This is a genomic window from Pseudomonas sp. SWRI77, assembly GCF_014269105.1.
Taxonomy (GTDB): Bacteria; Pseudomonadota; Gammaproteobacteria; order Pseudomonadales; family Pseudomonadaceae; genus Aquipseudomonas; species Aquipseudomonas capeferrum.
Genome location: NZ_JABWRV010000020.1, coordinates 79131 through 95638, shown reverse-complemented (window position 1 = coordinate 95638; position 16508 = coordinate 79131). Strand labels below are relative to the sequence as shown.

Sequence of the window (16508 nt, the reverse complement as noted above, 5' to 3'; positions counted from 1 at the left end):
GTAGTGGTAGGCGCGACAACTAGAGAACTGTAAGGAGAGGGAAAATGTTCGAGCTCGTAGACAACGTCCCGCAAAGTCCGGTCATCAAGGTGATCGGCGTAGGTGGTGGTGGTGGCAACGCCGTCAACCACATGGTCAAGAGCAGCATCGAAGGCGTGGAATTCATCTGCGCCAACACCGATGCCCAGGCGCTGAAAAGCATTGGCGCGCGCACCATCCTGCAATTGGGCACTGGCGTGACCAAAGGCCTGGGTGCGGGTGCCAATCCGGAAGTCGGCCGTCAGGCCGCGCTGGAAGACCGTGAGCGCATTGCCGAGGTGCTGCAGGGCACCAACATGGTGTTCATCACCACCGGCATGGGTGGCGGTACCGGTACCGGTGCAGCCCCGATCATCGCCGAAGTGGCGAAGGAAATGGGCATCCTCACCGTTGCCGTGGTGACCCGTCCGTTCCCGTTCGAAGGCCGCAAACGTATGCAGATCGCCGATGAAGGCATCCGCATGCTGGCCGAGAGCGTCGACTCGCTGATCACCATCCCCAACGAGAAGCTGCTGACCATCCTGGGCAAGGATGCCAGCCTGCTGTCCGCCTTCGCCAAGGCTGACGACGTACTGGCCGGTGCCGTGCGCGGTATTTCCGACATCATCAAGCGCCCTGGCATGATCAACGTCGACTTCGCCGACGTGCGCACCGTGATGGGCGAGATGGGCATGGCCATGATGGGTACTGGCTGCGCCAGCGGCCCGAACCGTGCGCGTGAAGCGACCGAGGCGGCGATCCGCAACCCGTTGCTGGAAGACGTCAACCTGCAGGGCGCCCGTGGCATCCTGGTGAACATCACCGCCGGCCCTGACCTGTCGCTGGGTGAGTACTCCGACGTGGGTAGCATCATCGAAGCCTTCGCCTCCGACCACGCGATGGTCAAGGTTGGCACCGTGATCGACCCGGACATGCGCGATGAGCTGCACGTGACCGTGGTCGCCACTGGCCTGGGCGCGCGCATCGAGAAGCCGGTCAAGGTGGTGGACAACACCCTGCAGACCGCTCAGCAGGCGTACGAAGCGTCCAACCCGGCACCGGTTCGCCAGGAGCAGCCTGCGGTCAACTACCGTGACCTGGAGCGCCCGACTGTCATGCGCAACCAGGCCCATGCGGGTGCCGCTGCGGCAGCTAAACTGAACCCTCAGGATGACCTGGACTACCTCGATATCCCGGCTTTCCTGCGTCGTCAGGCTGATTAATGGAATTTATCAGGGGTATAAAGGTGATTGGTATTCAGCAAAGGTTGGGTCTGTTATCATCCTCAGCCTTTGTTGATACCTGTTCGCAATTTGCGCTGAAGCGGCCAATGCCATGATTAAACAACGCACCCTGAAGAATACCATCCGTGCCACAGGTGTCGGCCTGCACTCCGGGGAGAAGGTATACCTGACCCTGAAGCCTGCACCTGTTGACACCGGCATCGTCTTCCGCCGCGCCGATCTCGACCCCGTGGTCGAAATCCCGGCGCGCGCGGCCAACGTCGGCGAGACAACCATGTCGACGACGCTGGTCAACGGTGACGTCAAGGTCGATACGGTCGAGCACCTGCTCTCCGCCATGGCGGGCCTGGGCATCGATAACGCCTACGTCGAGCTCTCCGCCTCGGAAGTGCCGATCATGGATGGCAGCGCCGGACCCTTTGTATTCCTGATTCAGTCTGCCGGCCTGGAAGAACAGGACGCACCCAAACAGTTCATCCGCATCCTGCGCGAAGTGACAGTGGAGGAGGGCGACAAGCGCGCCACCTTCCTGCCTTTCGAAGGGTTCAAGGTGAGCTTCGAGATCGACTTCGATCACCCGGTCGTCAGCGGCCGGACCCAGAGCGCCAGTGTGGATTTCTCCAGCACGTCGTTCGTGAAAGAAGTCAGCCGTGCCCGCACCTTCGGTTTCATGCGGGACATCGAGTACTTGCGCAAGCATAACCTTGCGTTGGGCGGCAGTGTCGAAAACGCCATCGTGGTAGATGAGACTGGCGTGCTGAACGAAGACGGCCTTCGTTATGAAGACGAATTCGTCAAGCACAAGATTCTCGACGCCATTGGCGACCTCTACCTGCTGGGCAACAGCCTGATTGGCGAGTTCAAGGGCTACAAGTCCGGGCACGCGCTGAACAACCAGCTGCTGCGCAAGCTCATTGCTGAAACCGATGCCTGGGAAGTGGTCACTTTCGAAGATGCCAGCACGGCACCGATCTCGTACATGCGCCCTGTTGCGGCCGTGTAAGTTCGAACACTCTCTAGTTCATTAAGGCCACCTTCGGGTGGCCTTTTTTATACCTGCTTTACAGGCGCTGCAGCGTGAAAAAGTCGAGGAAAGAGTAATCGCTGTACGTTAGTTCGATACGGGAAACCGCTTGGCTTTCGTTCTCCGCTTGGTATTCAACCCATTGATCGCGCCCTGCGCTTGCATGAATTGTTCTGCTGTCCAGCGTGGCGCCCGACTGGTCCAGGTACTGGACCGTTGCGTCTTTTTGAAGCCAGGTCCAGGCGAAACGGATTGAGGTGAACTCACCTGGCAGATCAATGCTTAGGTACTGGCGCATGTCTTTGCCGATGCTCAAGCCCAGCGCTTGTTTTTCGCGCATGCCAGGCTCGTCGGAATCGTATCTGTGGATGCCCGCCGGCCCTAAACTGGTGGGCAGCAATGTGACGAGCATGGTCTTGAGTGCCAACTGCCCGCCGGGTTGAATCAATTGTTGCGGCAGGTCGTTGAAGTCTTCCTCGAACCGGGAGGGGTAGATGCGAATGTCATCGATGGCCAGGTTGCCCCTGGCATGCGAAGGGTCGCCAATTCGCTCCCTTACTTCAAGCTTCAGCGTCTCGACGGCTTGGGACGCCTTGAAACGCCAGTGCAGCGTAATCCACTCGGAAGTAGTGACTTCGATGGGGGCAGCGATCTGCTCATCACCCAGTTTCCAGGTGAGCACAGGCACAGCCTGGTTTGCCCATTGCTGCCGCGTGCGCAGGGAGAGGCAATACTCACGGTCGGGCTCCAGCCCTTGCAGTTCTTTGAATAGGACGGGGCCGTGTGGAAAAGAAATAGCGGGGGCAAAGGCTACGAAGTGGTTGCCATCTTCTTCTTGGTAAATACCGAGGGTGGCGCCGTTGGAGTCCGCTTTCCAGTCACCCCAGGGGTCGGTTGAGGGTGACTCGAACGTGGCAAGGTGAAAATAGTCTGCATTCATGCTGGTCTCTCCTGGGGGGGGATCAGGCGAGCGTATTGCACCCCGTGGAGAAGGCAAACTGGCAAAAATATCAGGTGCGCGAAGGTGCTTTGTTAGGTCCATGCGACGCCAGGCGCTCTAGCGCGGCGCGCAGCTTGGGGTCGGTAATCCCCTCGGCGGTATCGCGAAGGCTTTCGGCGGCATTGCTCGAAAGCTCGGTGGCATGCCCGCCACGCTTGGCGGGCACCAGCGGCGGTTGCACCTTGTACAGGATGCGCCGCAGGTTGCCGAACGCTTCCATGGCTTGCAACTCCCGCATCAGGCGTTTCTGCTGATAGCGCAGGCGGGTGGCCCAATGGCCGTCGGTCACCACCAGCAACAAGGTACCGTCACGCCAGGAGGCAACGTGGCAATGCTCGCGGGCGGCCGGCTGCAGCTGGCTTTCCAGCAGGCGCTGCAGGTGTTCCAGGCGTTCGGCCTGGTTCAACAGCAGGCGCAGCGGACGGACCTGGCGCAGCAGTGCCGAAGGAAGCTGGGCGGGGGAGGGTTTATAGGCCATGCGGGTACGTATGAAGTTACAAGATCGGCAGTCTAACAGATGCGGGGTTATCGATTGCCTGCACTGGCCGCTTCGCCGATAAACACTGGATACGAGCTATTCTCGATACGTTTCATCTTTCTCAGCCTTGAACTCAGGGAAAATGCCCCTATCTAAGAAACGCCCCTGCCAAAACGCTGTACCAGCATCGTGGAATCCACCACTTTCCTCACCATCGTTTCCGGGTAGAATGCTCGTTCGCATGCGGCCTTAGGGCTGCACGGGCGACTCATGGGGCCGCCCTCCATCCCTACGTGTGGAAGATCCTGCCGATATGTTTGCGCCTTTGTTAAAGAAACTTTTTGGAAGCAAGAATGAGCGTGAAGTCAAACGCATGCTCAAGACGGTGACTATCGTCAATGCCTTCGAAGAGAAGATGGTGGCCCTCTCCGATGAGCAACTGCGGGGCAAGACCGCAGAGTTCAAGGAACGCTTGGCCAAAGGCGAGACACTGGACCAACTGCTGCCCGAAGCCTTCGCCGTGGCCCGTGAGGCCGGCAAGCGTGTGATGGGCATGCGCCACTTCGACGTGCAGCTGATCGGCGGCATGACCCTGCACGAGGGCATGATCGCAGAAATGCGCACCGGTGAAGGCAAGACCTTGGTCGGTACCTTGGCCGTCTACCTCAACGCATTGTCCGGCAAGGGCGTGCACGTGGTGACCGTCAACGACTACCTGGCCCGCCGTGACGCCAACTGGATGCGCCCCTTGTACGAGTTCCTCGGTCTGTCCGTGGGCATCGTCTCGGCGTTCCAGCCGCCGGAAGAAAAGCGCGCTGCCTACGCCTCCGACATCACCTACGGCACCAACAACGAATTCGGTTTCGACTACCTGCGCGACAACATGGCGTTCAGCCAGGAAGAGAAGTTCCAGCGTGAACTCAACTTCTCGGTCATCGATGAAGTCGACTCGATCCTCATCGACGAAGCCCGTACCCCGCTGATCATTTCCGGGCAGGCCGAAGACAGCTCCAAGCTGTACATCGAGATCAACCGCCTGATCCCGCGTCTGACCCAGCACATCGAGGAAGTCGAGGGCCAGGTCACCCAGGAAGGCCACTTCTCCATCGACGAGAAGAGCCGCCAGGTCGAGCTCAACGAAGCGGGTCACCAGTTCATCGAAGAGATGCTCACCCAGGCCGGCCTGCTGGCCGAGGGCGAGAGCCTCTACTCGGCACACAACCTGGGCCTGCTGACCCACGTCTACGCTGGCCTGCGCGCGCACAAGCTGTTCCACCGCAACGTCGAATACATCGTCCAGGACGGCCAGGTCCTGCTGATCGACGAGCACACCGGCCGTACCATGCCCGGTCGTCGTCTGTCCGAAGGCCTGCACCAGGCCATCGAAGCGAAAGAGAACCTGAACATTCAGGCCGAGAGCCAGACCCTGGCTTCGACCACCTTCCAGAACTACTTCCGCCTTTACACCAAGCTGTCCGGCATGACCGGTACCGCCGACACCGAAGCGTTCGAGTTCCAGTCGATCTACGGCCTCAACGTGATGGTGATCCCGCCGAACAAGCCGCTGGCGCGCAAGGACTTCAACGACCTGGTGTACCTGACCGCCGACGAGAAATACGCCGCGATCATCGCCGACATCAAAGAAAGCATGACCCTGGGTCGCCCGGTGCTGGTGGGTACCGCGACCATCGAAACTTCCGAGCACATGTCGAACCTGCTGCAAAAGGAAGGTATCGAGCACAAGGTACTGAACGCCAAGTACCACGAGAAGGAAGCCGAGATCATCGCCCAGGCGGGTGCTCCGGGCGCGTTGACCATCGCCACCAACATGGCTGGCCGTGGTACCGACATCCTGCTGGGCGGTAACTGGGAAGCCGAAGTGGCTGCCTTGGACAGCCCGACCGCCGAACAGATCGCGCAGATCAAGGCCGACTGGCAGAAGCGCCACCAGCAGGTGATCGAGTCGGGTGGCCTGCATGTGATTGCCTCCGAGCGTCACGAGTCGCGCCGTATCGACAACCAGCTGCGTGGCCGTTCCGGCCGTCAGGGTGACCCGGGTTCCAGCCGCTTCTACCTGTCGCTCGAAGACAGCCTGATGCGTATCTTCGCCTCCGATCGGGTGAAGAACTTCATGAAGGCACTGGGCATGCAGTCCGGCGAGGCGATCGAGCACCGCATGGTCACCAACGCCATCGAGAAAGCCCAGCGCAAGGTCGAAGGCCGCAACTTCGACATCCGCAAACAGCTGCTCGAATACGACGACGTGGCCAACGAGCAGCGCAAGGTGATCTACCACATGCGCAACAGCTTGCTGGCGGCCGAGAACATTGGCGATACCATCGCCGAATTCCGCAAGGAAGTGCTGGACGCTACCATCAGCCAGCACATCCCGCCGCAATCGCTGCCCGAGCAGTGGGACGTGGCCGGCCTGGAAGCCTCGCTGGCGAGCGATTTCGCCATGAAGCTGCCGATCCAGCAATGGCTCGACGAAGACGACCACCTCTACGAAGAGACCCTGCGCGAGAAGCTGCTGAGCGAGATCACCAGCGCCTACACCGAGAAGGAAGACCAGGCCGGCATCGACGCCCTGCGTACCTTCGAGAAGCAGATTCTGCTGCGTGTGCTGGACGACCTGTGGAAAGACCACCTGTCGACCATGGACCACCTGCGCCACGGCATTCACCTGCGCGGTTATGCGCAGAAGAACCCGAAGCAGGAGTACAAGCGCGAGTCGTTCACGCTGTTCCAGGAGCTGCTCGAGTCGATCAAGCGCGACACCATCCGCGTGCTGTCGCACGTTCAGGTGCGCCGCGAAGACCCGATCGAAGAAGAAGCCCGCCTGCGCCGCGAGGCCGAAGAACTGGCCAGCCGCATGCAGTTCCAGCATGCCCCTGCGCCAGGCCTTGAAAGCGAGCAACTGAGTGAAGAGGGCGCCGAAGTGGCTGTGGCCACGGCTCCGGTGCGCAACGACCAGAAGCTGGGCCGCAACGAGCCATGCTGGTGCGGTTCGGGCAAGAAGTTCAAGCATTGCCATGGGCAGATCGAGTGATCTGATCTGACTCTTGTAAAAGCCTGGGGCCGCTTTGCGGCCCTTTCGCGACACAAGGCCGCTCCTACAGGTACCGCGCTCGTCTACGGATTGGCGCGGCCCCTGTAGGAGCGGCCTTGTGTCGCGATGGGGCGCAAAGCGCCCCCGTTTTTCGACATTAATCGTTTTATCTAGGAGCGCTCTAATGGCTGTTGGTCTTGGTCCTTTGCCCACCCTGCACCCGGTTCCGGGTTTTGAACTCGGCATCGCTTCTGCCGGCATCAAGCGCCCTGGGCGCAAGGATGTGGTGGTCATGCGCTGTGCCGAAGGCTCCAGCGTCGCTGGCGTGTTCACCCTCAACGCCTTTTGCGCCGCTCCGGTTATCCTCTCCAAGCAGCGCGTTCAGGGCACTGTGCGTTACCTGCTGACCAACACCGGCAACGCCAACGCCGGTACCGGTGCACCTGGCCTGGCCGCTGCCGAGCGCACCTGCGCCAAGCTCGCCGAGCTGACCGGCGTGCCGGCCGAGTCGGTACTGCCATTTTCCACCGGTGTGATCGGCGAGCCGCTGCCGGTCGAGAAGATCGAAGGCGCCCTGCAGGCCGCCCTGGACGACCTGTCGGAGAACAACTGGGCTGAAGCCGCCACCGGCATCATGACCACCGACACCCTGCCCAAGGGTGCCAGCCGCCAGTTCCAGCACGATGGCGTGACCGTCACCGTTACCGGCATCAGCAAAGGCGCCGGCATGATCCGCCCGAACATGGCCACCATGCTCGGCTACATCGCCACCGACGCCAAGGTCGCACCCCAAGTGCTCAAGGACCTGATGCTCGATGGCGCCAACAAGTCGTTCAACCGCATCACCATCGATGGCGACACCTCGACCAACGACTGCTGCATGCTGATCGCCACCGGCAAGGCCAACCTGCCGGAAGTCACCGAAGCCAGCGGTGCGCTGTTCGAAGCCCTGAAAAAGGCCGTATTCGAAGTGTGCATGGACGTGGCCCAGGCCATCGTCCGTGACGGCGAAGGCGCCACCAAGTTCGTCACCGTGCAGGTCAACGGCGGGGGTAACCATCAGGAATGCCTGGACGTCGGTTACGCCGTGGCTCACTCGCCGCTGATCAAGACCGCGCTGTTCGCCTCCGACCCCAACTGGGGCCGCATCCTGGCGGCCGTTGGCCGTGCCGGCGTGCCGGCGCTGGATGTCAGCCTGATCGATGTCTACCTGGACAACGTCTGCATCGCCAGCCAGGGCGGCCGTAGCCCTAGCTATACCGAGGCACAGGGTTCGGCGGTAATGGCCCAGGAAGAGATCACCATCCGCATCGAGCTGGGCCGCGGTGCGTGCAGCGAAACCATCTGGACCACCGACCTGTCCCACGAGTACGTGAAGATCAACGCCGAATACCGCACCTGATGCATGTGGGGCCGCATGCGGCCCCATAACCCCAGACAAATGGAGCCGAACCATGAGCTACCAACTGATCATCGGCGACAAGTTGCATTCCTCCTGGTCGCTACGCGGCGCCCTGGCCCTTGAGCTGGCTGGCGTTGCCTACGAAGAAACCCTGATCAAACTCAACCAGCCCGACACCCGCCAACGCCTGCTCGCTTACTCGGCCACCGGCAAGGTGCCATTGCTCAAGACCGAGCACGGTGTGATCGCCGACTCGCTGGCTATCGCCGAATACCTCAACGAACGCCACCCAGAGGCCCAGCTGTGGCCTGCCGATGTCGCTGCCCGTGCTCAGGCCCGTTCGGCCTGCGCGCAGATGCACAGTGGCTTCTTCGCCCTGCGCGGGGCGATGCCGTTCGACCTGGCCCGTGATGAAGCCCTGGAGAACGTGCCGCTGGACGTGCAGGTCGATATCGACCGTATCGTCGCGCTGTGGTCCGAGTGCCGCTTGGTTGCCAAAGACAGTGGGCCGTTCCTGTTCGGCAAGCCGACCTTGGCCGACGCCTACTTCGCCCCGGTGGCTGTGCGCTTGCGCACCTACCGCGTTGAGGTGCCTGCAGAGGCGGCAACGTACATCGAGACCATTTACCAGTGGCCGGCCTTCAAGGCCTGGCAACAGGCTGGCCTGGCGGAGCGAGCAGGGTGAAACGTATTCATGTAGTGGCCGCAGTGATCCGCGGCGCCGATGGCCGCATTCTTATCGCGCGACGGGCTGATACCCAGCACCAGGGTGGCCTTTGGGAATTCCCGGGCGGCAAGGTGGAAGAGGGCGAGAGCGTCGAAGCGGCGCTGGCCCGCGAGCTTCGTGAGGAGCTGGGTATCGAAGTGACCCGTTCACGGGCGCTGATCAAGGTCAGCCACGATTACCCGGACAAACAGGTGTTGCTGGAGGTTCGCGAGGTCGAGGCATTCACCGGCGAGCCCCATGGTGCCGAGGGCCAGCCGTTGGCTTGGGTAACACCACGCGAGCTGCCGCAGTACGACTTCCCCGAGGCCAACAAGCCGATTGTCGCCGCCGCGCGCCTGCCGGACCAGTATCTGATCACCCCCGATGGCCTTGAAGTGCCTGAGATGCTCAAGGGCATCCAGAAGGCGGTCGCCAGCGGCATACGCCTGATTCAGTTGCGCGCGCCGGACATGTACGACCCCAAGTACCGCGACGTGGCGGTGGATGCGGTTGGCTTGTGTGGCGGCAAGGCCCAACTGATGCTCAAGGGGCCGCTGGAGTGGCTGGGCGATTTCCCGTCTGCGGGTTGGCACCTGACGGCCGCACAGCTGCGCAAGTATGCGGCCAAGGGGCGGCCATTCCCTGAGCACCGTTGGTTGGCGGCGTCCTGCCACAGTGCAGAAGAGCTGGCGCTGGCGGAACAGATGGGGGTCGACTTCGTCACCCTGTCGCCGGTGCAGGCGACGCAGACGCACCCCGAGGCCGTGCCGCTGGGCTGGGATGAGGCGCAACGGTTGATTGCGGGCTTCAGCCGGCCGGTGTTCTTGCTGGGTGGTGTCGGGCCGGGTGAGCGTGAGCGTGCTTGGGAAGTCGGCGCGCAAGGCGTTGCCGGGATTCGGGCGTTCTGGCCTGAGATTTGAGTCGCCAGTACGGGGGCCGCTTTGCGGCCCATTCGCGGGGCAAGCCCGCTCCCACACGAGGATCGCGCAGTACCTGTGGGAGTGGGCTTGCCCTGCCGTGGCGCTCTCAGCTTTGAGGCTTTTCTGCGGGTTGCCATAGCACCTCGGCAACCCCCTGCCGGCGGCCAATGATCCGCGCTGCCACGAACAATAGATCCGACAGCCGATTGATATACGCCAACCCCACCCCTTCCAGTGGTTCCACTGCGTTCAACTGCTGGCAGCGGCGCTCTGCGCTGCGCGCCAGGCAACGGCACACATGCGCCTGCGCCACCAATGCCGAGCCACTGGGCAGGATGAAGTTCTTCAACGGCCCCAGCTCCTCGTTCCATACATCGATTGCCGCTTCCAGCCGCTGCACTTCGGCCAGGTTCAAGGCTTGGTAACTGGGCATCGCCAGTTCGCCACCGATGTCGAACAAGCGGTGCTGACAAGGCGCCAGTACCTCGCTGACCTCAGCCAGCCCTTGCTCATCCAGCCCTGCCAGCAGCAGCCCCAGCTGGCTGTTGAGGCTGTCCACCTCGCCAATCGCTTCGATGCGTGGGTGGTCCTTGGGCACCCGACGGCCGTCGCCCAGGCCGGTTTCGCCCTGGTCGCCAGTGCGGGTGTAGATCTTCGACAGGCGGTAGCCCATGTCATGCCTCCGTGGTGTTCGGTGCCGTCGCTGCCGGCTGGCCGAGGGGCAGGCGCAGGGTGAAGCACGTGCCCTGGCCGGGCGTGGACTGCACCTCCATCTGCCCCTTGTGGTTGTTGGTGATGATGAAATACGAGACCGAAAGGCCCAGGCCGGTGCCCTGGCCGATCTCCTTGGTGGTGAAAAACGGCTCGAAGGTGCGCTTGCGCACGGCTTCGGGCATGCCCACGCCGTTGTCCTCGACTTGGATTTCGGCCCAGGGCGGGTTGAGCCGGGTGCGCAGGGTGATGCGCCCAGGCTCGCTGGGTTGCGGGCGCAGGTGAATGGCCTGGGCAGCGTTTTTCAGCAGGTTGAGCAGCACCTGTTCCAGCTCGTTGGCGGTGCACGGCACCGGCCCGAGGTGTGGGTCGAACTGGCGCACGATGGCTTGGCCCTTGAAGTCGAAGCCGATGGCCAGGTCGAAGTCGTTGCTGGCGATCTCCAAGGCCTGGTCGATCAGTGCCGGCAGGTCGCAAGGTGCCAGCTGGCGATTGCTGCGCCGGCTGAAACTGAGCATGTGGGTGACGATCTTGGCGGCCCGCGCACCGGCCTGCTGAATCCCGTCGAGCAGCTGCGGTACTTCGCGGCTGTCCAGGTAGCGGTTGACGGTGGGCAGGTCGATGCCCAGCTCTTCGGCCTGCTCCTGGTTGCGCGGTAACTCCGGCGACAGGCGCCGACGGATATTCTGCACATTATGCAAAATGGCCCCCAGCGGGTTGTTGATCTCGTGGGCCATGCCGGCGGCCAAGCCACCTACCGAGAGCATTTTCTCTGACTGCACCATCATCTCTTCCAGGGACAGGCGCTGGGTGATGTCGTCGATCCGGATCACCACACCGCGGCCGCCACCGCCCATCAGTGGATAGAAGGTCAGGGCGTAGTGGCGCAGTTCATCGCCCTTGGGCCAGGTGACGCGCTCGATTTTCGCCACCCGGTGTTTTTCCACGGTTTCCTTGAGCTGCGGCAAGAACGGCTTGAGCGGCTCGAAGGCGATGAAGATCGGCTGGTTCAGGGCCTCGTCCAGCGGCGTCCCGGAGAGCACGGTGGCCTCGTGGTTCCACTGGGTGACGTAGAGCTGCTCGTCGAGGGCGATCAGGGCCGAGGGCATGGAGTCGATGATGCTGTTGAGGTAATTCTGGAAGCCTGTGAGCTTTTTCTCGATCTTGCTGCGCACCTGGACTTCCAGCTCCAGCTTGCGGTTGGTGTGACGCGTTTCTTCGGCCAGGCCCTGGGCCTGGTCATAGGCGGTCTGGAATTCATCGCGGGTGCGCTTGAGCTGCTGCTCGCGGGCTTCGATGCGCGAGAGCATGGTATTGAACGCCTCGGCCAGGCTGCCGATTTCGTCGTCGTTGCCGCGCCGGGCACGCAGGGCGTAGCTCTCTTCGCGGGTGACCTGGCGGCTGAGTTCTTCGAGCTGGTTGATCGGCTGGGTGATCAAACGCTTGATTTGCCGGGCCACGACGATCCACAGCAGGATACTGAACACCAGGATGCCCAGGCTGGCGCTGAGCGTGCCGGTGTAGAAGGCGGTGGGCAGTTCGCTGCTGGCCACCAGCAGCAGGTGTGCGGGTGGGTTGGCGTCGCGCGGGATACGGATCAGCTGCGTGCTGCGAAACTCCATCAGGCGCCAGCCGTCGATGTCGCGAAAGCGCCTGGGCAGCGCCAACGGTTCGCCGTGCTGGAGTTGTGCCAGCATGCGGCCATCGCCGCCGTACACCGCCGCCGCGCGTAATGGCGTGTAGCTGTCCAGCTCTTTGAGCAGGGCGCTGGCGGTTTCCGCGGTGTCGCCTGCCCGGGTCGCCAGCTGTGGGTTGGACACCAGCCGGCCGATGGTCTGCAGGGCCTGGGGCGCCATGCTTTCCTGGGTGATCCAGTAGGCGGCGCTGATGAAGGTCAGGTTGGCCACCAGCAGAATGGTCACCAGCAGCACCAGCAGGGCCGCCAGCAGCTTCTGCCCGACCGGGAGGTTTTCCAGGCGTTGGCGCAGGGTCATGGGCAAGGCAATGTCCGTCTCCGGTTGAAAGGGCCAGCGTCAGGCGCTGGGTAAGCCACGTGCCTGCAGGTTATCGACCAGGCGCCGGTGCAGGCGTTCCAGCTGCGGTAGCTGCAGGCCATGGCGATCGGCGGCGCGGCAGGCGTGGCCGAGCAGGTAATGAACCTCGGTTCGCCGCCCGGCTCGCACGTCCTGATACATGGAAGAGTAGTTGGCGGCGGTGGCGAGGATTACCCGTTGCACTTCTTCGTCCAGGTCCTCGGCAGCCTGGGGTTGGCCACAGCGACGCAGCAGCTCGGCCAGCTCGTCGCACAGGGCAGTCACTTCGCCCAGGTGCTCCAGCAGGCCGCCGTTGCGGCACTCGTGCAGCACCGTCAGCGGGTTGATCGCGCAATTGAGCGCGAGCTTGCGCCACAGGCGGGTGAGGATATCCACGGTCCATTCGGCCGGGATGCCGGCGTCGTGCAGGTCATCGAACCATTCCGGGAGCGCCGGCGTCAGCGGGTCACCCAGCCAGTTGAAGCCATGGCCGGCGAAGCGCACTTGCCAGTCGTCCTCGCGAAAAGCCCCTTCGGTACTGGAGGCGAAGATGCAACGGGCATGGGGGACCTGGTCGGCGACTTCGTCCTGGCTGCCGAGGCCGTTCTGCAGCAGCACCAGCTCGGCGCCGTCGGCCAGCCTGGGGGCCAGGCGCGCGATGGCCGGTGCGGCGTCATACGCCTTGCAGGCCACCAGCAGCCGGTGGATCGGGCCGTCGCCCTCGGCGGTTTCGGCGGGGATCGCGTAGTGGTTGGCGGTGTCCTGTTCGTGCAACGTCAGGCCGCCTACCTGCTGATAGGCCTGCAGTCGTTGCGCGTCGCGCAGGATCAAGCGTACCGCCTTGCCCGCGCGCGCCAGGCGGCAAGCCCAGAGGCTGCCCAGGCTACCCGCGCCGAGAATATGCCAGGTGCTGCTCATATGCGTTTCGCAACCCGTTATAATGAGTCCGCATTTTAACCGTCTAACTCAGCGTGCTCCATCTTCAGGCCGAGCGCGCTTTTATTTTTGGAGAATAACCATGCCTTCGTTCGACGTGGTATCGGAACTGGACAAGCACGAAGTGCAGAACGCTGTAGACAACGCCGTCAAGGAACTCGACCGCCGTTATGACCTCAAGGGCAAAGGCAACTTCGAGTTCAAGGACAAGGACCAGACCGTGCTGCTGACCGCCGAAGCCGAATTCCAGCTCGAGGCGATGATCGAGATCCTGCGCGGTGCGCTGGTCAAGCGCAAGATCGACGTCAAATGCCTGGAAACCAAGGACGCCTACCCGTCCGGCAAGGAAATGAAACAGGAAGCCAAATTCCGCGAGGGCATCGACAAGGAGCTGGCGAAGAAGATCGTCGCTCACATCAAGGATGCCAAGCTCAAGGTTCAGGCCGCCATCCAGGGTGAGCAGGTGCGTGTCACCGGCAAGAAGCGTGACGACCTGCAAGAGGCGATCGCCGCCCTGCGCGCCAAGGAATTCGACATGCCGCTGCAGTTCAATAACTTCCGCGATTGATCGGGGCGTTGCCAGGAACCTCGATGGCGCAATGATGTCCATCGGGGCCGTGGCCGCGGAAATGCCCGCGGCCAGTTTTACCGTGCACATGCCGTTCGGCATCAGGAGATGAACATGGATTTGAACGCTGAAGTCGATCAGCTGGTCCGCCAATCGCAGACCTGGATCCCCTTGATCATGGAATACGGCAGCCGGGTGTGCCTGGCGTTGCTGACCCTGGCCATCGGCTGGTGGATCGTCAACAAGCTCAGCGCGCGCCTGGGCAAGCTGGTCGGCCTGCGCAACGCCGACCTGGCGCTGCAGGGGTTCATCAGCACCCTGGCCAATATCATCCTGAAGATTCTGCTGTTCGTCAGCGTGGCGTCGATGATCGGCATCGAGACCACCTCCTTCGTCGCCGCTATCGGTGCCGCGGGCCTGGCCATCGGCCTGGCCTTGCAGGGCAGCCTGGCGAATTTCGCCGGTGGCGTGCTGATCTTGATGTTCCGCCCGTTCCGCATTGGTGACTGGATCGAGGCGCAGGGTGTCAGTGGCACCGTGGACAGCATTCAGATCTTCCACACCGTGCTGCGCACGGGTGACAACAAGACGGTGATCATGCCCAACGGCAGCTTGTCCAACGGCATCATCACCAACACCAACCGCCAGCCGACCCGCAAGGTGGTATTCGACGTGGGCGTGGATTACGACGCCGACCTGCAAAAGGCGCGTAATGTGCTGCTGGAACTGGCCCAGGACCCACGTGTGCTGGCCGACCCGGCGCCGCAGGCAGTGGTTTCGACGCTGGGCGACAGCTCGATCACCGTGTCGCTGCGCATCTGGACCAAGACCTCGGACTACTGGGATGTGATGTTCATGCTCAACGAGCATGCCCGTGACCGGTTGAAGGCCGAGGGTATCGACATTCCGTTTCCGCAGCGGGTGATTCGTGTGGTGCAGGAGACGGCCACGCAGTAAGCAACGCTTCAACGCTGGGGCCGCTGTGCGCCCCTTCGCGGGCTTGCCCCGCGAAGGGGCGCACAGCGGCCCTAGCTTTTTCCGCGCCTATTACACTTGTTCACAGCCAAGCCCTGCCATTTCTGGCATACAGGCTGACCCCACCTGTTCCCGCTGAAATTCACCATGAAACCACTGCTGTACATTACCCCCCTCCGAGCCCTGTTGTTCGGCCTGACCCTGGCCCTGTTCGAGTTGCTCACCTACCTGGCCAGCGACGCTGTGATGCCGGCCATGCCCGTGGTGGTCGGCGACCTCGATGCCAGCCCCGAATACATCCCCCACGCCCTGAACCTGTACCTGCTCGGTGGCGTGGTGCTGCAGTGGTTGATTGGCCCTCTGGCCGACCGCTACGGCCGCCGCCCGCTGCTGTTGAGCGGTTGCGTGTTCTTCGGCGTGGCGTGCCTGGCGACGTTCTGGGTACATGACATCGGCCTGTTCAACCTGCTGCGCCTGTTGCAGGGCATTGGCCTGGGCTTTGTCGTCACGGTCAGCTACCCGGCCTTGAACGAGGCGTTCAGCGAAGCCGACGCAGTGCGCATGATGGCCTTGCTGGCCAACATTGCCCTGCTTTCGCCGCTGCTCGGCCCCCTGGTGGGCACCTTGCTGCTGCAATGGCTGGACTGGCGCTGGCTGTTCGTGGCCTTCGCCATCGGTGCGGTGCTGGCCTGGGTGCTGTTGTACCGGTTGATGCCGGAAACACTGGGCGTGGAGCGGCGCGACGGTTCGCGGCTGCCCTTTACGCCGATCCATTTGCTGCCGTTGTTGTCTGGCTACGGCCAGCTGCTGGCCAACCGTCGCTTTGTCGCCGGTAGCGCCGCGCTGGGCTTGGTCGGCCTGCCCTTGATTGGCTGGATCGGCCTGTCGCCGGTGCTGCTCATCCATGACGAAGGGTTGAGCACGATGGAATATGCGCTATGGCAGCTGCCGGTGTTTGGCGGGCTGATTCTCGGCAACCTGATCATCAACCGTATTGCCGACCGTTACTCGCTGCCAGCCCTGGTGCGGGGCGCATTGTGGCCCTACCTGGCGGGCCTGTCGCTGATGGTGCTGGCGACTTGGTACTGGCCAAGCGTGACCAGCGTGGTGGCCGGTATGTCGCTGTATGCCCTGGGGCTGGGGGTGGCCAACGCCGTGCTGTACCGCATGACGCTGTTCGCCAGCGATCAGAGCAAAGGGCTGGTCTCGGCCATGCTGGGGATGATCACCATTGCCTTGCTGGGCCTGGGCGGCGCAGTCATGGCGATGATCGGGGCGGGTGCCAGTTTGCTGCACTTTGCCTTGGCGGCCAGTGTGGCGGGGGCGCTGGCGCTCTGGCCGTTGTGGTTCGTTGTGGGTGGGCGGTCTGGGGAAGGCGCCGTAGCCCAGTAGCATTCGTCGCCTGTACCGCCTCTGCGGGCGCGGGTTCACCCGCGAAGAGGCC

14 protein-coding genes are annotated in these 16508 nt (G+C 62.7%); 9 read left to right on the top strand and 5 right to left on the bottom strand.

The window, feature by feature from the left end:
* Positions 1 to 44 precede the first annotated feature (44 nt).
* Both ftsZ and lpxC read left to right on the top strand, forming a co-directional pair.
* Positions 45 to 1241, top strand: a complete 1197-nt coding sequence (ftsZ, locus tag HU766_RS18900) for a cell division protein FtsZ (protein ID WP_016488958.1) — start codon at positions 45 to 47, stop codon at positions 1239 to 1241.
* A gap of 112 nt (positions 1242 to 1353) precedes the next feature.
* A complete protein-coding gene (gene lpxC, locus HU766_RS18895; protein ID WP_033702829.1) occupies positions 1354 to 2265 on the top strand; it encodes a UDP-3-O-acyl-N-acetylglucosamine deacetylase in 912 nt (303 codons plus the stop codon).
* Between the two features lie 58 nt (positions 2266 to 2323).
* On the opposite strand, the gene HU766_RS18890 is transcribed toward lpxC, so the two are convergent.
* Positions 2324 to 3226 carry a hypothetical protein gene (locus HU766_RS18890; protein ID WP_186659697.1) on the bottom strand — a complete coding sequence of 301 codons (903 nt, stop codon included), beginning with the start codon at positions 3224 to 3226 and terminating at the stop codon, positions 2324 to 2326.
* A 70-nt stretch (positions 3227 to 3296) separates the two neighbouring features.
* Positions 3297 to 3764 (bottom strand): DciA family protein, encoded by a 468-nt coding sequence (locus tag HU766_RS18885; protein WP_186659695.1) that lies wholly within the window; start codon positions 3762 to 3764, stop codon positions 3297 to 3299.
* A gap of 313 nt (positions 3765 to 4077) precedes the next feature.
* Here HU766_RS18885 and secA point away from each other — a divergent pair, with 313 nt between their 5' ends.
* The 4 genes from secA to HU766_RS18865 all read left to right on the top strand — a co-directional run bounded on the left by secA (position 4078) and on the right by HU766_RS18865 (position 9841).
* Positions 4078 to 6813, top strand: a complete 2736-nt coding sequence (gene secA, locus HU766_RS18880; protein ID WP_186659692.1) for a preprotein translocase subunit SecA — start codon at positions 4078 to 4080, stop codon at positions 6811 to 6813.
* A 184-nt stretch (positions 6814 to 6997) separates the two neighbouring features.
* Positions 6998 to 8215 carry a bifunctional glutamate N-acetyltransferase/amino-acid acetyltransferase ArgJ gene (gene argJ / locus HU766_RS18875; RefSeq protein ID WP_033702824.1) on the top strand — a complete coding sequence of 406 codons (1218 nt, stop codon included), beginning with the start codon at positions 6998 to 7000 and terminating at the stop codon, positions 8213 to 8215.
* 52 nt (positions 8216 to 8267) lie between these two features.
* The gene (locus HU766_RS18870; RefSeq protein ID WP_186659690.1) at positions 8268 to 8900 is read left to right on the top strand and encodes a glutathione S-transferase family protein; all 633 of its coding nucleotides are present in this window, start codon (positions 8268 to 8270) and stop codon (positions 8898 to 8900) included.
* Positions 8897 to 9841: a Nudix family hydrolase gene (locus HU766_RS18865; protein WP_186659688.1), complete on the top strand. Its 945-nt coding sequence runs from the start codon at positions 8897 to 8899 to the stop codon at positions 9839 to 9841. Before HU766_RS18870 ends, HU766_RS18865 begins: the two co-directional genes overlap by 4 nt.
* Positions 9842 to 9947: 106 nt before the next feature.
* Here the strand turns inward: HU766_RS18865 and HU766_RS18860 are convergent, their stop codons facing one another.
* From HU766_RS18860 to HU766_RS18850, 3 genes are read right to left on the bottom strand one after another with little or no spacing between them, the layout of a single operon-like run.
* On the bottom strand, positions 9948 to 10514 hold the full coding sequence (locus HU766_RS18860) for a cob(I)yrinic acid a,c-diamide adenosyltransferase (protein WP_186659685.1): 567 nt from the start codon (positions 10512 to 10514) through the stop codon (positions 9948 to 9950).
* 1 nt (position 10515) lies between these two features.
* Positions 10516 to 12546: an ATP-binding protein gene (locus tag HU766_RS18855; RefSeq protein WP_186659722.1), complete on the bottom strand. Its 2031-nt coding sequence runs from the start codon at positions 12544 to 12546 to the stop codon at positions 10516 to 10518.
* Between the two features lie 39 nt (positions 12547 to 12585).
* Positions 12586 to 13503 carry a putative 2-dehydropantoate 2-reductase gene (locus tag HU766_RS18850; RefSeq protein WP_033702819.1) on the bottom strand — a complete coding sequence of 306 codons (918 nt, stop codon included), beginning with the start codon at positions 13501 to 13503 and terminating at the stop codon, positions 12586 to 12588.
* Positions 13504 to 13603: 100 nt separating this feature from the next.
* On the opposite strand from HU766_RS18850, the gene HU766_RS18845 reads away from it, so the two are divergent.
* The 3 genes from HU766_RS18845 (at position 13604) to HU766_RS18835 (ending at position 16456) form a co-directional block, all read left to right on the top strand.
* The gene (locus HU766_RS18845; RefSeq protein WP_033702818.1) at positions 13604 to 14089 is read left to right on the top strand and encodes a YajQ family cyclic di-GMP-binding protein; all 486 of its coding nucleotides are present in this window, start codon (positions 13604 to 13606) and stop codon (positions 14087 to 14089) included.
* Positions 14090 to 14203: 114 nt separating this feature from the next.
* The gene (locus tag HU766_RS18840; protein ID WP_186659683.1) at positions 14204 to 15046 is read left to right on the top strand and encodes a mechanosensitive ion channel family protein; all 843 of its coding nucleotides are present in this window, start codon (positions 14204 to 14206) and stop codon (positions 15044 to 15046) included.
* Between the two features lie 165 nt (positions 15047 to 15211).
* Positions 15212 to 16456, top strand: coding sequence for an MFS transporter (locus HU766_RS18835; protein ID WP_186659681.1), 1245 nt, complete (start codon positions 15212 to 15214; stop codon positions 16454 to 16456).
* Positions 16457 to 16508 lie beyond the last annotated feature (52 nt).